Source organism: Mesorhizobium sp. WSM4313 (genome assembly GCF_002294725.1).
In the GTDB taxonomy this organism is placed as follows: domain Bacteria; phylum Pseudomonadota; class Alphaproteobacteria; order Rhizobiales; family Rhizobiaceae; genus Mesorhizobium.
The window spans coordinates 341403-359642 of sequence record NZ_NSFT01000006.1 but is presented as its reverse complement, the minus strand read 5'-3'; the positions used below and the strand labels follow the sequence as shown (position 1 = coordinate 359642).

General features: G+C 62.7%; 13 protein-coding genes. 9 read left to right on the top strand and 4 right to left on the bottom strand.

The features are described from left to right. Window positions 1-196: 196 nt before the first annotated feature. Both CK219_RS16885 and CK219_RS16880 read left to right on the top strand, forming a co-directional pair. Entirely contained in the window at window positions 197-2125 is a 1929-nt protein-coding gene (locus CK219_RS16885) for a type I secretion system permease/ATPase (protein WP_245340507.1), read from the top strand. Between the two features lies 1 nt (window position 2126). After that, complete coding sequence (locus CK219_RS16880) at window positions 2127-3428, top strand: HlyD family type I secretion periplasmic adaptor subunit (RefSeq protein WP_095767855.1); 1302 nt, start codon at window positions 2127-2129, stop codon at window positions 3426-3428. Between the two features lie 191 nt (window positions 3429-3619). Here the strand turns inward: CK219_RS16880 and CK219_RS16875 are convergent, their stop codons facing one another. Both CK219_RS16875 and CK219_RS16870 read right to left on the bottom strand, forming a co-directional pair. Further along, the gene (locus tag CK219_RS16875; RefSeq protein ID WP_095767854.1) at window positions 3620-4159 is read right to left on the bottom strand and encodes a dihydrofolate reductase family protein; all 540 of its coding nucleotides are present in this window, start codon (window positions 4157-4159) and stop codon (window positions 3620-3622) included. Between the two features lie 118 nt (window positions 4160-4277). After that, window positions 4278-5525 (bottom strand): outer membrane beta-barrel protein, encoded by a 1248-nt coding sequence (locus tag CK219_RS16870; protein WP_245340506.1) that lies wholly within the window; start codon window positions 5523-5525, stop codon window positions 4278-4280. 1104 nt (window positions 5526-6629) lie between these two features. On the opposite strand from CK219_RS16870, the gene CK219_RS16860 reads away from it, so the two are divergent. From CK219_RS16860 to CK219_RS16830, 7 genes are all read left to right on the top strand, one after another. Then, complete coding sequence (locus CK219_RS16860; protein WP_095767851.1) at window positions 6630-8192, top strand: AAA family ATPase; 1563 nt, start codon at window positions 6630-6632, stop codon at window positions 8190-8192. 92 nt (window positions 8193-8284) lie between these two features. Then, complete coding sequence (locus tag CK219_RS16855; protein WP_141245362.1) at window positions 8285-9040, top strand: HNH endonuclease signature motif containing protein; 756 nt, start codon at window positions 8285-8287, stop codon at window positions 9038-9040. Window positions 9041-9402: 362 nt separating this feature from the next. After that, entirely contained in the window at window positions 9403-10452 is a 1050-nt protein-coding gene (locus CK219_RS16850; protein WP_095767849.1) for a LacI family DNA-binding transcriptional regulator, read from the top strand. A 74-nt stretch (window positions 10453-10526) separates the two neighbouring features. Beyond that, window positions 10527-11774: a sugar ABC transporter substrate-binding protein gene (locus CK219_RS16845; protein WP_095767848.1), complete on the top strand. Its 1248-nt coding sequence runs from the start codon at window positions 10527-10529 to the stop codon at window positions 11772-11774. Window positions 11775-12104: 330 nt separating this feature from the next. Next, the gene (locus tag CK219_RS16840; RefSeq protein ID WP_095767847.1) at window positions 12105-13025 is read left to right on the top strand and encodes a sugar ABC transporter permease; all 921 of its coding nucleotides are present in this window, start codon (window positions 12105-12107) and stop codon (window positions 13023-13025) included. Then, on the top strand, window positions 13025-13882 hold the full coding sequence (locus tag CK219_RS16835) for a carbohydrate ABC transporter permease (protein ID WP_095767846.1): 858 nt from the start codon (window positions 13025-13027) through the stop codon (window positions 13880-13882). Before CK219_RS16840 ends, CK219_RS16835 begins: the two co-directional genes overlap by 1 nt. A gap of 18 nt (window positions 13883-13900) precedes the next feature. Next, window positions 13901-15880: a glycoside hydrolase family 127 protein gene (locus CK219_RS16830; RefSeq protein ID WP_095767845.1), complete on the top strand. Its 1980-nt coding sequence runs from the start codon at window positions 13901-13903 to the stop codon at window positions 15878-15880. A 12-nt stretch (window positions 15881-15892) separates the two neighbouring features. On the opposite strand, the gene CK219_RS16825 is transcribed toward CK219_RS16830, so the two are convergent. After that, complete coding sequence (locus CK219_RS16825; RefSeq protein ID WP_176477038.1) at window positions 15893-16699, bottom strand: endonuclease/exonuclease/phosphatase family protein; 807 nt, start codon at window positions 16697-16699, stop codon at window positions 15893-15895. 24 nt (window positions 16700-16723) lie between these two features. Continuing rightward, entirely contained in the window at window positions 16724-18184 is a 1461-nt protein-coding gene (locus tag CK219_RS16820) for a phospholipase D-like domain-containing protein (protein WP_095767844.1), read from the bottom strand. Window positions 18185-18240: the final 56 nt, after the last annotated feature.

Below are 18240 nucleotides of genomic sequence, written 5' to 3'. Positions count from 1 at the left end.
TGTCGAGCCATGACGTGCGACAGGCAGGTTGGATGACCGGAGTGTTTTGTTCAGTGTCGCTTCGACAATGGTAGCCAAGGCAGCATCTGGTTCAGCGCAGGCAAAGGTAAGGCTCGCCGGCCTGGTCCTAGTTGCTTGCGCTGTGCTGCTCCTTCTCGGCGGCAACGGCTGGCTTTCGCCAGGACGGCCCGGTTCGATGGGGGAGACGCTTTTTGGTGTGGCGATGGTGGGCTTCGGCGGCTTGGCTTTGTTTCGCGCGCGCCGGCCCACGCCGGACAGCAGCATCGGCGATATCGCCAGGCAAACCAATGCGCCTATAGGCGGCAAGCGGCCGGCAAAACCGACAGGCCGGCGAGCGCAATCCGCGCGCTCCGAACTCGCCGAGGCGCTTCGCTCCTGCCGGTCGGCTTTCCTCGCGGTCGGGTTGTTCAGCGGCGTGCTCAACGTGTTGATGCTTGCGGGCTCGCTCTACATGCTCGAGGTCTATGATCGCGTGTTGCCGAGCCGCAGCCTGCCGACACTCATCGGCATCACCGTGTTGTTGGTCATCCTCTATTGCGGCCAGGGCATTCTCGATTTCGTGCGCGGTCGCGTGCTTGTGCGCATTGGCGGAGCCTTGGATGAGGCGCTGGGCCGCCGTGTCTATGCGTCGATGCTGCAGTTGCCGCTGAAAAACGGGCGCGCGGGCGATAGCCTGCAGCCGATGCGCGACCTCGACAGCGTGCGTGCTTTCCTGTCCGGCATGGGGCCGACGGCGCTCTTCGATTTGCCCTGGCTGCCGCTCTACCTTGTCATCATCTTCATGTTCCATTGGTTGCTAGGCGTGACAGCGCTGCTTGGGGCGATCGTGCTGGTGGCTCTGACCGTGCTTGCCGAGCGATTGACGCGAAAGCCTGTGTCGTCCGGGACTTTGACCGGTATTCGGCGCAACGGTCTGATCTCGGCTGGGAGCCGCAACGCCGAGGTCGTTGCCGCCATGGGCATGGCAGGCGGTCTGACCGCGCGGTGGGAAGACGCCAACCTCGATTACATCGCCGAGCAGCGCAAGGTGAGCGACGTGGCCGGCGGCTTCGGCGCGATATCGAAGGTCCTGCGCATGCTGCTGCAGTCGTCGATGCTCGGCCTCGGCGCCTGGCTGGTCATCGAGGGGCAGGCAACGGCGGGTATTATCATCACCGCCTCGATCCTCAGCGGCCGCGCGCTGGCTCCGGTCGATCTTGCGATCGCCAACTGGAAGGGCTTCGTCACCGCGCGCCAGGGCTGGCAGCGGCTGAACAGGGTGCTGGCGGCGCTGCCGGCTGAAACCGAGCCGATGTTGCTGCCGCCGCCGAGCGCGAATGTCGGCATGCAAAACGTCTCGGTCGGCGCCCCGGGCACCCAGAGACTGCTGGTCCACGATGCAAGCTTCGCTCTGGAGGCGGGCCATGGCGTCGGCATCATCGGACCGAGCGGGTCGGGAAAATCCACGCTGGTGCGCGCGCTCGTCGGCGCCTGGCAACCGGTCGCCGGCCGCATCAAGCTGGACGGCGCCGACCTCGATCAATGGTCGCAGGCGGAGCGCGGCCGCCATATCGGATACCTGCCGCAAGATGTCGAGCTCTTCGCCGGCACCGTGGCCGAGAACATCGCGCGCTTCGAGCCGGACGCGGACGCCGGCGCCATCATCGCCGCGGCGAAGGCGGCGGGCGCGCACGAGCTGATCGTCGGTTTTCGCGAAGGCTACGAGACCGAGATCGGCGAGCATGGCGAGGCGGTCTCGGCCGGTCAGCGCCAGCGCATCGCGCTGGCGCGCGCGCTCTATCGCGATCCTTTCCTCGTGGTCCTGGACGAGCCGAATTCCAACCTCGACATGGATGGCGAGCAGGCCCTGATCAAGGCCATGTTGGCCGTCCGCGAACGGGGCGGGGTTGTCGTGCTCGTCGCGCACCGGCCGAACGTGCTGGCGGCCGTCGATTTCGTGCTGGCGATGAATCAGGGGCGCGTCCATGCCTTCGGCCCGAAGGACGAGGTGTTCGCCAAGATGTTCCCGACGCTGCGGCCAGTGCCGACCGGCGCGCCGCAACTGAGAGTGGCTTCCGACGGTCCCCATCTGGCCGTTGCCGACGGAACCGAGGCAGGGCGCTGACATGGCTATATCAGGCGCCTCGCATTTATCCATCCGCTTCTACACGCGGCTTGGCGTCGGCGTGGTGCTCCTGCTTGCGGGCGGCGTCGGTGGCTGGGCATCGGTCACCGAGATCGCCGGCGCGGTCATCGCCCCCGGCGCCCTCGTCGTCGATTCCCACGTCAAGGACGTGCAGCATTCCACCGGCGGCATCGTTGCGGAGATCGATGCCCGGGACGGCGACCACGTGAAAGCGGGAGATCTTCTGGTTCGTCTCGACCGCACCGTGCCGGCAGCCAACCTTGGCGTGGTGAGCAAGGCGCTCGACCAGCTCGCCGCGCGCAAGGCGCGCCTCGATTCGGAGCGCCGCGGCAGCGACGCCATTATCTTTCCGAACGAGCTTTTGGACCGCATTGCCGATCCTGACGTCGCCGAGGCGGTGGCAGGCGAAAAGCAGCATTTCGAGACGCGGCGCACGTCCCGCGCGGGCCAGAAGAGCCAGCTTGGGGAACGCATCGCCCAGCTCGAGAAGGAGATCGCTGGCGACACGGCGCAGGCTGAGGCCAAGAGCAAGGAGATAGAGCTGGTGCAGAAGGAGCTTGCCTCGGTGCGTACGCTCTGGGCCAAGAAGCTCATCTCCATCGACCGGCTGACCCAGACCGAGCGAGAGGCCACGCGCCTCGACGGCGAGCGCGGCCAGCTGATTGCGGCCCAGGCTCAGGCGCAGGGACGGATCGCCGAGATCAAGCTGCAGATCATCCAGATCGATCTCGACCTCAGCACCGAAGTGAACAAGGATCTGCGCGACGTCGACGGCCAGATGGGCGAGCTTCTGGAGCGCAAGGTCGCCGCCGAGGACCAGCTGAAGCGGGTTGACATCCGCGCGCCGCAGGACGGCGTCGTGCAGCAGTCGATCGCCTATACGATCGGCGGCGTGGTGAAGCCGGGCGAGACCATCATGCAGGTCGTGCCCGACAATGACAGCCTTGCGGTGGAAGCCAAGATCGCGCCGAGCGACATCGACCAGCTGTGGGTCGGCCAGCCCGCTTCGCTGCGCTTTTCGGCCTTCAACCAGCGCACCACGCCGCAGATCAACGGCGTCGTCGAGCGGACCTCGCCCGACATCACCACCGACCAGCGCACGGGCGTCAGCTATTACACGGTGCGCATTACCACGACGGCCGCGGAGGTCGCGCGGCTCGGCGAGGTCAAGCTGGTTCCCGGCATGCCGGTGGAATCCTTCATCAGGACCGAGGATCGCTCGGTGATGTCTTATCTGGTCAAGCCGCTGCAGGATCAGATCAGCCGGGCATTTAGACAGTAGGCCACCAGTACGTTTCACCGTTCACGGAAACGGCGAAACGCCTATCGCTTTGTTTTGACGCAATTCCGGACGGAAAACCGCCCCTCTAGAGCATGATCCCGAAAAGTGGGAACCGGTTTTCGGAGAAGATCATGCTCCAACAAAGAGTTAGATCAGGATGGCGATTCAACGAAACGTCATCCTGATCTAATCTAAGCTTTCGCGACCGCCCTGTATTCCATCGCCACCACGCCATTGCTGAACGGCACGGCCGAGACAAGCTCGAGCGCGGTCTGTTTGCCCGAAGGAAAGAGCCGTTCGCCCTGGCCCGCGGCTGCCGGATAAACGAGCAGTCTGAGGGTATCGACAAGGCCAACGCCGAGCAGTTGCCGGGCGAGAGTCACGCTGCCATGCACATAGATGTTGCCGCCGCTTCGTTGCTTCAGCCGGGTGACCGCATCGGTAACGGGGCCTTCGAGCAATTCGGCCGGATGCCAATCGACCGCTTTCAAGGTCGTCGAGGCGACATATTTCGGCAGCGCGTTGAAGCGGTCGGCGAAGTCGCCTTTTTCCGCAGGCCAGTGGCCGGCAAAGATTTCGTAGGTGACGCGTCCGAGAAGCATGGCGCCGCTGTCGGCAAGCTCATCCTCCTTGAAGGCCTGCATCTCGTCGGTCCAGGCGACGTTCGGCAGCCTCTCGTGCTCGGCGACTCCGTCGATGGTGATGAATTCGGTGACGATGAGCTTTCTCATGGCATCCTCTATTGGTTAGGTCTCGCACCATAGGACGGCCACGCCGGCGCGTTCCCGACAAAATAAAAAAGCCCGCCGGAATGACCGGCGGGCTTTCGCTTTGGCTGGAGGCCTTGGCTTAGTTGAACTTGTACTTGGCGTCGATCCGAACGGTGTGGAAGGACGGGGTCGCCATCGCGAGACCGCTCGGGATCGGCAATGCATCCGAGAAGTCTTCCTTCTCAAATTGCGAGTAACGGTATTCGATGCCGACGGTCATCTTGTCCGACAGGGCAGTTTCCAGGCCCGCGCCGACCGAGAAGCCATTGGAGCCCCAATCGACGTCGAGCGGTGCCGGAGCATCGAGCTTGAAGTGCTGCCAGCTATAGCCAGCGAGCGCGTAGGCCAGCGTCGCCTCGTTGACCTTCATGCCGATGCGGCCGAGCACGTCGAAACCATAATCGGTATTGAGGCTGATCGAGTCGACACCCAGGAACCCGCCCAGCTCAAGCTTCGACTTGATGCCGGAGAGACGCGCGTCGACGAGGCCGCCGACCACCCAGCTGCCCATGTCCTGATCGAAGCCGATGCTGGCTTCGCCGAACACGCCTTCGCCGCCGAGGCCATTGAACTTGGCGCCGGCGAGCGGCGGAATCTCGATCTGGTGCACGACCGCGCCGGCGCCGAGCCCACCGCCGACATAGAAGCCGGTCCAGTTGTAGGAAGGCGTCTCGAAGCTGGCGCCGCCGCCGTCATTGGCGTTGAAGCGATAGCTGGCGGCGACCTCGAATGTATGGCGCGAGGTGTCGAGGTTGAGCGTGCCGTCCGGCACCGGCAGGCCTGCATCCGAGAGCAGGCTGTCGTTGGTGCTGAAGCGGGTGTAGCGGTACTCGCCCTTCAGCGTCCAGTTGCTGTTGATCGCCGTTTCGACACCGGCGCCGACAAAGTAGCCGCCCTGATCCCAATCGAAACCGAAGCCGGCATTGGTGTCGAGCTTGTACTTCTGCCAGGCATAGCCGCCCAGGACATAGCCGAGCGTGGTAGGCGTCAACAGGTAGCCGGCGCGAACGCCAACATCGAAGCCGTAAGTTTCCTTGATATCGGCATTGAGGCCGCCGGCATCGAGCGAAGTCTTGATCGTGCCGACATGCGCGTCGATCAGGCCGCCGAGCAGGAAGCGCTGCGAGACCATGTAATCATAGCCGGCAGTCACCTGGCCGTAGACGCCTTCGCCACCGATGCCGTTCAGCGAAACAGGTACAAAATCACTGCTGAGCTTGTGCACATTGGCGCCGGCGCCGAGGCCGAACCCGACATAGACGCCGCTCCAGTTGAAGCCCGGAGCCGCCTGCTCCTGGACCACGTCGGCGGCCTGTGCGGCCGACATCAAAGCGACGGCCGAAACGGCGCCCAACAAAACGGATTTCGCAGAAATACGAAGAAGCATAGCCCATAACCCCAATTAAACCCGTCGAGGTTCTAGCAGGGGTTGTGGGAATTTGGGGTGGCAAAAATACCACACCCATGGGCAAACTGCCGTTACGACAGGTGCAAGCAGGCGATGTTCCCAAAACGGCCAGCCCGAGGCGGTAATCACTCCAGCGCGGGCGATGCGCAGGGCTCTTTAGACCTCGGATAGGTTTTGCCGGTATCTATCGGCAAAAAGGAGCTGGAAAGTCATGACCGAGATCTGGCGCTCACTCTTGGCCAATCTTGCCCTGCGGCGCGCAGAAATAGGCGCGGCCGACCCGCTCAGGCCAGCGCCATTCACGCCAGCGCCCGCTCGATCTCAGCGATAAGCGCATCCAGCGCCGCACGGACGCTTGCGCCATCCGCCTGCTCGATAAGCAGCGTCTCCAGCACTGGAGCCCGCCCGCTGATCCCCGCAAAGCCGAACGTGCCCGCGCCGGCCAGCGAATGGGTGAATCGGATCAGCGGATCGTTGCCGGGCAGGAGAGTGGCCTGAAGCGCAATGGCCTTCAGCTCCGCGAGCTGATCAGCGCAGCGAGCGAGGAAACGTTGGCGAAGAGGGGCGAAGGGGTCGGTGGAGTTGGCGGGGCTCCGAGGTGGGTGGAGTGGATATTCAAGCAGAAAGCGGGACGCGGTGGAATGGCGGGCGGGCCGCCGACCGCACGTGGCTTTTGTCGGAGGACAAACTCTGATTGGTCTGTATTGCCTCGGAGCCGATGTGCGCTTTCCACTACATGATCGGTAGCGTTGCGCCTCATGTCGGTTCGTTTCCGGCATTCACCATGACGCCGGAATGCGGACATAACTCTGGGCGAATTTGCAGTACGGGGCTGCGCAGTCCACGGTCTTCGCCAGCATCGCCTGACTGAGCTGGGAATGTCTATCGATGAAATTCATGTCCACTATGAGCGTTTCGACTTATCCACGGTATTTGAGCCATTAGTGAGTCGACCAGAACGCTGATCCGGGATAGTGCTTCGATGGTTGAAGGTTCCAATATGCGGAAACGCTAAATATAAAAATGACGTTTGTAGTCCGCCCTAATAGCGCCAATCATGCCCCGGATAGCGGAGTCGCAACCGGCTACCTTTGGACAGACAATTGGGATGATTGGTTCACCTATAATACCCTCTATTACCTAACTTATTTCGACCGAGCGGGCCAGAAACATGAAATCGGCCAAGTAAAGATAGGTGAGTTTGGTTGGCCAGAAAAACAGCGGCGTCCCGCGCTACCCAAAGAATTTGTGAGACTTCCAGAGGAGTTCTTTTCACTCGGCCAGGATGTCGACTACTACAAGGCCTTGATGGAAATTGATGAAGAGGAGCGCTCCGAGATACTCATTGCTCTGCGTGACGTTGCGGCCGATCAAATACTTTACGCGCGGGCTCTAGAAGAGGATGTAATGACGACATCTCTCATGCGCTCATCTAGTGCACGCAATGTCGAAATTCAGTATCGACGAGTGCTGGACGAGGGCGTCGAACTGACACCATACGAGTTCTCGTACCGGGCCGCCAAAACGGTCGGCTCTCTAACTGATCCTGTCGAACTAGAATTCAAGGTGAAACCTGGAGCATTCCCACCGACTAATATTCATGTGCTTGTAGGTCGTAATGGGGTTGGTAAGACACGCCTTCTGAATGGTATGACACGTGCGTTGGTTGACGCTTCAACCACGAAGCGAAGGGACGGTTCGTTCTCTTTTGAAGCGTTGGATGTCGATTTGATCGGCGATGCGGATGAGACGTTCGCGAACCTCGTTAGTGTGACCTTCAGTGCCTTTGACGAGTTCCTGACCGTTCAGCAAACCGCTGCGAAGGAAGAGGCCAAAATCGGCTACGAAAATGTTGGCCTTCGTAAACTCATCAAACGCGATGGAACAACAGCCGTCATTACTCAAAACATCGACCGCCTAGCTGGCGACTTTGCGAAGAGTGTCCGTGTCTGCGCTAAAGGTGTTCGTCGGAAGCGTTGGCGAGCCGCGTTGCAAACGTTGGAGACCGACAATCTCTTTGCCGAAATCGGCGTTGCCGAACTTGCAGAAATCGACGACGAAGAAACATTCGTTGACGAGGCGAAAGCTCTCTACGGCAAACTCAGCTCCGGTCATAAGATCGTTCTGCTCACCACCACTAGATTAGTTGAATTGGTTGAGGAGCGGACACTTGTCCTCATGGATGAACCGGAGGCACATCTTCACCCGCCGTTGTTAGCGGCTTTTGTGCGCGCACTCTCGGACCTCCTAACCAATCGGAACGGCGTAGCCATTATTGCAACCCATTCCCCGGTCGTCGTTCAGGAGGTTCCAGCATCGTGCGTTTGGAAGATTGCCAGACATGGCCTCGCTTCTGCAGCTAGCAGACCAGAAGTTGAGACATTTGCAGAGGCCGTCAACGTGTTGACCCGCGAAGTTTTCGGATTGGAGGTCGACCGATCTGGCTTTCATCGAATAATCGGCGAGATCGTTGCAGGAGAACATACTTTTGAAGGCGTGATGGCTCGCTTCGACGATGAGATTGGTGGGCAGGGACAAGCCTTGATCCGGGCACTCCTGGCTCAGCGTGGCCGCCGGGACGGTTAGTGATGTGGTCCGTCAAGTCGCCTTCGTTCGAATCAGGCGCGACATTCGATTTGTGCGCGGACCGTATTAAGTCGGCCGTTCTACGAGCCAAAATGAAGGGAATCAGGCAAGAGATCGTTGATCTTTCCACCGAGTACGATGCTTATGCAAAACTCGGGAAACTGTATCTCATTGAAACTCATAAAAAGGGCATCGGTGCAGTTGAAGGAGCTGACCTTATCAAGAACTACACGGGTCGCATGGTGGGCAAGAAGATGCCCGCCCGCGCTATCTACGACGCGTTGAAAATCCTGCCAAGGCACGATCGATGTCCTTTCTGCCAATATGGCACAATCGAGACGCTTGATCATGTTTTGCCCAAGGAGTCCTATCCAGGTCTCTCAGTCGCTCCAAAAAATTTGGTAGGGAGTTGTAATCGTTGCAACAAAGGCAAACATGCTGCAGTCCCGACTGGGCCTAAGGACTGCGCGGTTCACCCGTATTTCGACGAAGTTGATGACCAACGTTGGCTTATTGCCGAAATCGTTGAGACGACGCCGGCTGCGGCTCTGTTCTCCGTAGGAATTACTCCTGGCTTCCATTCCAATCTTCGAGCGCGCGTGCTGCATCAATTCGATGCACTCGATCTGGCGCAACTCTATTCAAACGTCGCTACTGAGGAGATTGCAGGGATAGCAGAGGAACTCGAAGAGGTCTTCCAAGCTGGTGGTTTCGCTGACGTAGCGGCTCATCTTGAGCGCAAATGCCGTTCTCGGCTTAAGTCGGGCGGCAACTCATGGCAGGCGGCTCTATACGAGGCAATGGCGTCATCAAGTTGGTATTGCAAAGGCGGCTTCCGTACATCTTGACGCGTTTCGAGCGGTCGGGCGCTACTCCGGTCAAATCCAAAAAGGGCCGCTTCTGAAAGCCGATCGATCGCAACTGAGTGCGCATGCAAGCAGAGCTGTCATTAACGCTGTGCGGTTGGCCCGTCAGCTTCGGGGTCAGTTGCCGAATGGCAGCTATTCGCCGAGCTCGCCTCAACAGCGGACCGACAGCCTTCGGCCCCATTCACTTGTCTCCCACCCCTTGCCAACCCCGCCACCTTCCCCTAATCTCCCCCTGAGAAAACCTTTTCCCAACCCGCTCCGCGCCGGCTGACCTCACCCGTCATCGCGGCGCAGGGCGATAAGAGAAAACCTTTTCCCAGCTAAGGGAATCCGCCGCAATCATGTCCGCCGACGCCGAGCCAGCGCCAGTTTCCGCCAAGCCGCCGGTCACCCTGCGCGAGGTCGCCGCCGCGGCCGGCGTCAGCGTGGCGACGGCGTCGAAGGCGCTGAACGGGCAGGGGCGGATGACGGCGGAGACGCGCGAGCGCATCCGCGAGACGGCGCGGCTGCTCGGCTTCCGGCCGAACAGCCTGGCGCAGAGCCTGTTGCGAAAGCGCTCCTTCACCGTCGGCCTGCTCACCAACGATACCTATGGCCGCTTCTCGCTGCCGCTCATGGCCGGCGTTTCGGATGCGCTGGTCGACAAGGGCGTGTCGGTGTTCCTGTGCAATGTCGAGGATGACCAGCGGCTCGGCCAGCTGCATGTCGAGGCCATGCTCGACAAGCGCGTCGACGGCATCGTCGCCACCGGAAAACGCATCGACCGCCATCTGCCGGTCGATCTCTCCAACCTGCGCATCCCGGTAGTCTACGCCTTCACCCAGCCGGATCCCGGCGCGGTCGGCCTCGTCTCCGACGATGCCGGCGGCGCGCGGCTGGCGGTCGAGCAGTTCTTGCGGCTCGGCCGCCGCCGCATCGCCCATGTCAGCGGCCCGGCGAGCTTCGCCGTGGTGCACGCGCGGGCCGAGGCTTATCGCGACGTCCTGAGGGAGAACGGCTTGGCCACAGCCGAGCCGCTGCTCGGCGCCTGGTCGGAGGCCTGGGGCCGCGATGCGGTGGCAAGACTGTTCGGCAAGGCGGGCAGGGAAGGATGGCCGGACGCCGTCTTCTGCGGCAACGACCAGATTGCCCGCGGCGTCATCGATGCGCTGCGCGAGCGCGGTATCCGCGTGCCCGAGGATGTCGGCGTCATCGGCTTCGACAATTGGGAGATCGTGGCCGAGGCGACGCGCCCGCCGCTGACTTCCATCGACATGAACCTGGCGAGCCTCGGCCGCGAGGCCGGGCTTGCCCTGCTTTCGCTCGTCGACGGCCACCCGGCCGCGCCGGGCATCAGGAAACTGCCGTGCCGGCTGGTGGTGCGTCAGTCATGCGGCAGTCCGCCGCAATGAAGCAACAAGGCTACGCGCCCGGTTAGACCGGGCGGCGGGCCAAAACAGGGAGGAGAACCATGAGGAGGAGTAAAATGAAGACCATGTTTGCCAAGCTGGCTTTAGCCGCGGCCGTCATCGGCGGCGGCCTGCAGGCGGCGTCCGCCGAGACCGCCAACATCTGGGTGCGCGCCGACGGCTCGAACTTCATGCCGCGCATCGTCGACGCCTTCAACAAGGCCAACAAGGACCAGATCAAGCTCGATATCATTCCCAATGCCGAGATCATCCCGAAATATGGCGCCGCCGCCGCCGGCGGCACCGCGCCCGACGCGCTCTCGCTCGACCTCATCTACACGCCGTCCTTCGCCGCCGCCGGCCAGTTGGAGGACATCACAGATTGGGCGAAATCCTTGCCCTATTTCGCCAGCCTGTCGCCGGCGCATGTGAAGACCGGCACCTACAAGGACCGCATCTACGGCCTGCCGTTCTCGGCCGACGCCTCGGTGCTGATCTGGAACAAGAAGCTGTTCAAGCAGGCCGGGCTCGATCCTGAGAAGGGCCCGACCAACTGGGCCGAGATCGAGGCCGACGCCGAGAAGGTCAACGCGCTCGGCGGCGATATCAAGGGCTTCTACTTCTCCGGCAATTGCGGCGGCTGCAACATCTTCACCTTCACGCCGCTGATCTGGGCCTCGGGCGGCGACATCCTGTCCGAGGACGGCTCGAAGGCGACGCTGGACAGCCCGCAACTGCGCGGCGCGATCGACCTCTATCGCTCGATGGTCAAGAAGGGGCTGGTGCCCGAGGGCGCGCAGACCGACACCGGCGCCAATTTCTTCGCCGCCTTCGCCGGCGGCAAGATCGGCATCTCGCCGTCCGGCGCCTTCGCCATCGGCGCGCTCAACACGCAATACCCGGACGTCGACTACGGCATCACCTTCCTGCCGGGTAAGGATGGCGGCTGGTCGTCCTTTGCCGGCGGCGACAATTTCGTCGTCACCAAGGGCACCAAGAAGATCGCCGTGGTGAAGGAGTTTTTGGACTTCGCCTATTCGCTGGAGGGCCAGACCATTCTGGCCAAATATGGCAGCCTGCCGGTGCGAAACGACATCGCCAAGGACGCGCTGAAGGATCTCGACCCGCGCTACCAGGTGGCGGCCGAAGCGATGGCCAAGGGCAGGACGCCCTATTCGGTGGTGTTCAACGACCTGATCAACTCCGCAAACGGGCCGTGGACGCAGATGATCAACGAGGTGTTCTTCGGCGACGATGTCGATGGCGCCATCAAGAACGCGCAGGAGACGATGCAGTCGATTATCGACCAGGCGCCGAACAAGTAGACACCAGGGCCAGCCGGCGGCGAGGATAGCGCAACGCCTCGCTGCCAAGGCTCTGACCGGCCGCCCGCCCCGTCTCCCTGGCCGGGCGGCCGGGGACTGCATCGCTGAATGGCAGGGTTTTATCGCGTTGAGAAAGCACGCTCACCAATTTGCGGCGCCGCGACGTTCGCTCCCCCTTCTCCCCTCGTGGGAGAAGGTGTCGCCGAAGGCGATGGATGAGGGGTGTTCCAGCGGAGTGAGGCGTTGGCGTTCCCTGGAACACCCCTCATCCGTCTCGGCGCTACGCGCCGATCCACCTTCTCCCACAAGGGGAGAAGGAGGAGCCCGGCCATGACCGCCATCACCGCAACCTCCGCTCCCGCCCGCTTACGCATCGGCGTCAGCCGTCGGCAATGGGTGGGCCTGCTCTATGTTCTGCCGGCCGTCGCCCTGGTCACCGTCTTCTTCGTCATTCCGCTCGGCATGACCGCCTGGATGTCGCTGCACAATTGGCCGCTGATGGGTGAGCATGCCTTCATCGGCCTCGACAACTACTTTGCCATCCTGCGCGACACGCGCTTCTGGAATGCGCTGAAATTCACCTTCTACTATACGGTGATCGTCACCATCGCGATCTTCGCCGTCGCCTTCCCGCTGGCGATCTTCATCGAAAAACCGCGTCCGCTGACCAACCTCTACCGCACCGCCTTCTTCATGCCGGCGGTGGTCGGCTTCGCCTCGGCGAGCCTGCTCTGGTCCTGGCTCTTGAATGTCGATTCCGGCCTGTTCAGCCCGGCCGCTTACGACCTCGGCCTGACCGAAAGGAAGGTCAATCTTCTCGCCACCTTCCAGCCGGCCTTCTGGTCGATCATCGCCATGGTGGTGTGGAAGGTCGCCGGCTTCACCATGATCATCCTGATGACCGGCCTGCAATCGATCCCGCAGGACCTGCAGGAGGCGGCCGTCATCGACGGGGCAGGGCCGTTCGCCAGGTTCAGGGCGATCACCTTGCCCTTGATGCGCCGCACGCTGGCGCTGGCGCTGATCCTGTCGGTGGCGGGCTCGATCCTTGCCTTCGACCAGTTCTACATCATCCTGCGCGGCGGCCCGCGCAACCAGACGCTGACGGCGGTCTACTGGATCTTCAACCAGTCCTTCGTCTCGTTCAAGCTCGGTTACGGCGCCGCGCTCTCGATGGTGCTGCTGGTCATCCTGGTGGCGCTCAGCCTCATCCAGCTCTGGCTGCTGCGCAAGCCGGAGGGGCTCGACTGATGGCCGAGGCGATGTCGCAAAACCGGAAAGTCGGCTTCAGCCTGGCCAGGCACTCCACCGGCATCATCGCCTCGGTGCTGTTCCTGGCGCCGATCGTCTGGACGGTGCTGTCGACCTTCAAGCCGGCGCAGGAGGCACGCCAGCCGCCGCTGCCGCCCTGGCCGACCACCGGTTTCTCGATCGAGAATTATCAGACGCTGAACTCCTTCGGCGACGGGCTCTGGGTCTCGGCGCAGAACAGCATCTATGTCTCGGTTATGACGGTGCTGCTCTCGGTGCTGGTCAGCGTGCTTGCCGGCTACGGTTTCTCGCGCTTCCGCTTCCCGTTGCGGGATTTCTTCTTCGTCCTGATCCTGTCGACGATCATGATCCCGTTCCAGTCGATCCTGACGCCGATCTTCCTGGTGTTGACGAAGCTTGGCCTGCACAACACGCTGACCGGCCTGGTCTGCGTCTATGTCACGCTGCAGCTGCCCTTCTCGATCTTCATGATGCGCAACGCCTTCGACGCCGTGCCGCGCGAGATCGAGGAGGCCGCGCGCATGGATGGCGCCAACAACGTCACCATGCTCATCAAGGTGATGCTGCCACTCGTCTGGCCGGGTGTCGTCACCATCGCGCTGTTCGCCTTCCTCGGCGCCTGGAACGAATTCCTGGCGGCGCTCGTGCTGATGACCGACCAGTCCAAATTCACGTTGCCGGTGATGATGACCGCACTTCAGTCCGGCCGCTTCGGCGCGATTGACTGGGGCGCGGTGCAGGCCGGCGTCACGGTGATGATGGTGCCCTGCCTGATCCTGTTCCTGGCGCTGCAGCGCTTCTACATCCGCGGCCTCATGGCCGGGGCCGTCAAGTAATTCGAATGGAGTGAAATCATGACCGCATCGCAGCCCGCCGCGCAGCCCTCCGCCAGGCCGAAGCTCGCCTTCCGCCCGTTGCCAGTACCGCAGGTCGATGTCCGCGGCTTCTGGGGCGACCGTGTCGACGCGGTCGCGACGCGCACCGCCGAGATCCTCTACGACCGCTGCGTCGAGGCGCGCATGCTGGAGCAGATCGATCCGGACGTGCCGTCGCCGGGCGTCGTCATTCCCTTCCATTCGCCGTCGCCGGACGAGGCAGCCAATCCTACCTTCACCGGCTCGACTGTGACGACACAGATGTTCTGGGACTCCGACTGGGGCAAGACCATCGAGACCGCGGCCTATTCGCTCTACCGTCGCCGCAATCCCGAGCTCGAGAAGAAGATCGACGCCGTCATCGACATGTTCGGCAAGCTGCAGCAGGAGGACGGCTATCTCTCCAGCTGGTACCAGCGCATCCAGCCCGGCCTGCGCTGGACCAATTTGCGCGACTGCCACGAGCTCTACTGCGCCGGCCATCTGATCGAGGGCGCGGTCGCCTACTTTCAGGCGACGGGCAAGCGCAAGCTGCTCGACATCATGAGCCGCTACGCCGACCACATCGCCTCGACGTTCGGTCCCGAGCCCGGCAAGAAGAAGGGCTATTGCGGCCATGAGGAAATCGAGCTGGCGCTGGTCAAGCTCGCTCGGGTGACTGGCGAGAAGAAGTACATGGACCTGGCGAAATATTTCATCGACCAGCGCGGTCAGCAGCCGCATTATTTCGACGAGGAGGCGCGCGCCCGCGGCGCCGATCCCAAAGCCTATCACTTCAAGACCTATGAATACAACCAGTCGCACAAGCCGGTGCGCGAGCAGGACAAGGTCGTCGGCCATGCGGTGAGGGCGATGTATCTCTATTCCGGCATGGCCGACATCGCCACCGAATATGGCGACGACACGCTCAGGGTCGCGCTTGACCGCCTGTGGGACGATCTCACGACGAAGAGCCTCTATGTCACCGGCGGCCTCGGTCCGTCGGCGCACAATGAAGGTTTTACGAGCGACTACGACCTGCCCAACGACACCGCCTATGCCGAGACCTGCGCCTCGGTCGGTCTGGTGTTCTGGGCAAGCCGCATGCTCGGCATGGGGCCGAACGCCCGCTATGCCGACATGATGGAGCGGGCTTTGTACAATGGCTCGATCTCGGGCCTGTCGCTCGACGGCTCGCTGTTCTTCTACGAGAATCCGCTGGAGAGCCGCGGCGGCCATCATCGCTGGAAGTGGCACCGCTGCCCGTGCTGCCCACCCAATATCGGCCGCATGGTGGCGTCCATCGGCAGCTATTTCTACGGTCTCGCCGACGATGCGCTGGCGGTGCACCTCTATGGCGATTCGACTGCGCGCTTCGAGATCGCCGGCCGGCAGGTGACGCTCGTCCAGACCAGCAGCTATCCCTGGGACGGCGCGATTGCGATCGAGATCGGGCCGGAGGCGCCCGTAGAGTTCACGCTTCACCTGCGCATACCCGCCTGGTGCCGCAAGGCGGCGTTGCGCGTCAACGGCAAGCTCGTCGATCTCGAAGCGGCGACGGTCGACGGCTATGCCGCCATCCACCGCGAATGGCAAAAGGGCGACGAGGTCGAGCTCGACCTCGAAATGTCGATGGCGCGCCTCTTCGCCAATCCGCAGGTGCGCCAGGACATCGGCCGCGTGGCGCTGGCGCGCGGCCCGCTGATCTATTGCGTCGAGGAAACCGACAATGGCGGCGGGCTGCATCGCATCGCCCTGCCGCGCGAGGCAAGGCTCGAGGCGCACAAAGAACCGAACCTGCTCGGCGGCGTCGTCACCCTCTCGGCCATCGGCAGCCGGGCCGAGACCGAGAACTGGGGTGCCGATCTCTACCGCCCCGAACCGCCGGTGACGCAGGAAACGAAGCTCAAGGCGGTCCCGTATTTTGCCTGGGACAATCGCGATCCCGGCGAGATGCTGGTCTGGCTGCGGGAAGGGTGAAGGCGGCCTATCTCAAAGATGCACGAAGGCCGTCAGCGGCAGGTGGTCGGAGGCGACCCGCGACAGCGGCGTGTCATGCGCCTCGACGTCTGAAACCAGGTCGTGCCGGTTGCCCATGATGCGGTCGAGTGCCAGCACCGGCAGGCCGGATGGGAAAGTCGGCACCGCCGGCGTCGGGCCGAAGGTCGTGTGCAGCGTGTTCAGTGCCGAGCGGTTGCCGAGCCGCCATTCGTTGAGGTCGCCCAGAAGCAGCGTCGGCCTCTCGTCGGCGCTGCTCATGATGTCGAGCACGACGCGGGCCTGTTCCGAGCGCGAGCGGCGCAGCAGGCCGAGATGGGCGGCAATGACGCGCAGCGATCGTTTCTCGTCGAGATCGATCTCGGCGACCAGCGCGCCGCGCGGCTCCAGTCCGGGCAGCTTGAGCTGGTGGACGTCGCGCACGGTGCCGCGCTTGAACAACAGCACATTGCCGCGCCAGCCATGCCCCTTGCCGTTGCCGCTGACCGGCACTGGCACCAGCCCCGTTTCCAGCTCCAGGCGGGCCAGGTCGAGCAGCCCGGCCCTGTCGCCGAAGCGGTTGTCGGCCTCCTGCAGCGCGATCACGTCGGGGCTCATTTCGCGGATGACGCGCGCCGTCCGTTCGGGGTCGAATCTGCGGTCGGTGCCGATGCATTTGTGGACGTTGTAGGAGGCAACGACGATTTCCGTGTCGTTGACGCGCTTGCGCGGCGTCGCCTTCGCCTTGCGTGCGCTTCTGCTGCGGATCGAGAGCAGCACGGTCTCGGGCAGGCTGCGTCCTTTGATGTCGTCTATCTCCATGATCCCGATGCTCGATTTCCTGCTCTAAAGATAGGGCGATCCCAGCCACAGCAAACGGTCGAAGACGCGGATTGCGAACGGCCTTGCCTTCAGCGTCTGCAGCGTCACCGGCTGCGCGGTCGAGATGGCGGCCGCGATACGGGCGTCGATCTCGGCGGCGAAATTTTTATCCAGCACTTCCAAGTCGATCTCGAAATTCAGCCTCAGCGAGCGGGCGTCCAGATTGGAAGAGCCGACATAGGCCCACACGCCGTCGATCGCCATCAGCTTCGAATGGTCGAACGCGCCTTCGTGGCGCCAGACGCGGCAATAGTGCTTCAAAACCTGGTCGAACTGCGCCGTCATCGCATGGTCGACGAGGAAGAGGTTGTTCACCGCCGGCACGACGATGTCGATTTCGACGCCGCGCCGGCCGGCCGTGGTCAGCGCGCTGATGAACTCCCGGTCCGGCAGGAAATAGGGCGACATGATGCGGATCGATTTGCGGGCGACCGAAAACGCTCCCATCAGCAACTTGAGATTGGTTTCGTTAGACGCGTCCGGCCCGGTCGCGACCGCGCGCACCAGCATCGGCTGCCCTGGCGGCGGCACGACACGCTCGACCTGCCAGGGCCCGTCCTTCAGGGCCTCGTTGCCGGCGAAGCGCCAGTCCTCGGCGGCCACCGAGAACAGATCGGCCACCACCGGCCCGGTGACCTCGAAATGCGTGTCACGCGAACTGTCGGAACCGGCGAGCTCGGCCGAGAATCCCTTGCGGATGTTCATGCCTCCCGTGAACGCCACCGTGCCGTCGATAATCAGTATCTTCCTGTGGGTCCTGAGATTGGCATAGGGAAGTCTCAGGCCCATGACGATGTTGCCGTTGAAGAGATCGACCGTGACGTCGGATTCCTTGAGCTGCTTCAGGATGCTGGGCACCGAATAGCGTACGCCGACGGCGTCGATCAGCACGCGCACGGTGACGCCGCGCTTGACGGCGTTGCCGAGCGACTGGACGAAAAGCGCCCCGACCGCGTCATTGTCGAAAATATAGGTTTCCAGAAGGACGCTTCGTTGCGCCGCATCGATCGCCCGGCACATCGCCGTATAGGCTTCGTCGCCTGTCTTGAGCACGGCGATGGTGTTTCCCGAGGTGAGCGGGCGCCGCGCCACTCTGTCGCCAAGCGTCTTCAGCCCGGTGAAACGCTGGCCGAATTCGGCGTTGATCAAGGCTTCCAGCGCGACGTCCCGGTCATGCCTGGCGGCAGCGGCCTCGGGCGAAACCGGCCGCATGGCGCTGATCGTCGCGCGGCGGATCCGGTTGATGCCGGCAATGGCGTAGATGATCGCGCCGAGGAAAGGCGACAGAAGCATCACGCCCACCCAGCCGGTGGCCGCGCGCACGTCTTCCTTCGTCATGATGGCGTGGACGATGCCCACCGCCGCCATCGCCAGCGACAGGATCAGGATAAGCGTCGACCAGTGACTCGCAATCGCCTCGAACATCGGCCCGACTATTGTGCGAGCCGGCGCGGAAGGCAATGCGGACGGTGAGGCTGGTC

Coding starts and splice junctions, on each gene's coding strand:
- CK219_RS16820 (WP_095767844.1), bottom strand. CDS start 18,184: ATGTTCGAGGCGATTGCGAGTCACTGGTCGACGCTTATCCTGATCCTG.
- CK219_RS16835 (WP_095767846.1), top strand. CDS start 13,025: ATGGCCGAGGCGATGTCGCAAAACCGGAAAGTCGGCTTCAGCCTGGCC.
- CK219_RS16850 (WP_095767849.1), top strand. CDS start 9,403: ATGTCCGCCGACGCCGAGCCAGCGCCAGTTTCCGCCAAGCCGCCGGTC.
- CK219_RS16875 (WP_095767854.1), bottom strand. CDS start 4,159: ATGAGAAAGCTCATCGTCACCGAATTCATCACCATCGACGGAGTCGCC.
- CK219_RS16880 (WP_095767855.1), top strand. CDS start 2,127: ATGGCTATATCAGGCGCCTCGCATTTATCCATCCGCTTCTACACGCGG.
- CK219_RS16845 (WP_095767848.1), top strand. CDS start 10,527: ATGAAGACCATGTTTGCCAAGCTGGCTTTAGCCGCGGCCGTCATCGGC.
- CK219_RS16860 (WP_095767851.1), top strand. CDS start 6,630: ATGACGTTTGTAGTCCGCCCTAATAGCGCCAATCATGCCCCGGATAGC.
- CK219_RS16830 (WP_095767845.1), top strand. CDS start 13,901: ATGACCGCATCGCAGCCCGCCGCGCAGCCCTCCGCCAGGCCGAAGCTC.
- CK219_RS16885 (WP_245340507.1), top strand. CDS start 197: ATGGGGGAGACGCTTTTTGGTGTGGCGATGGTGGGCTTCGGCGGCTTG.
- CK219_RS16870 (WP_245340506.1), bottom strand. CDS start 5,525: ATGTCGGCCGCACAGGCCGCCGACGTGGTCCAGGAGCAGGCGGCTCCG.
- CK219_RS16855 (WP_141245362.1), top strand. CDS start 8,285: ATGAAGGGAATCAGGCAAGAGATCGTTGATCTTTCCACCGAGTACGAT.
- CK219_RS16825 (WP_176477038.1), bottom strand. CDS start 16,699: ATGGAGATAGACGACATCAAAGGACGCAGCCTGCCCGAGACCGTGCTG.
- CK219_RS16840 (WP_095767847.1), top strand. CDS start 12,105: ATGACCGCCATCACCGCAACCTCCGCTCCCGCCCGCTTACGCATCGGC.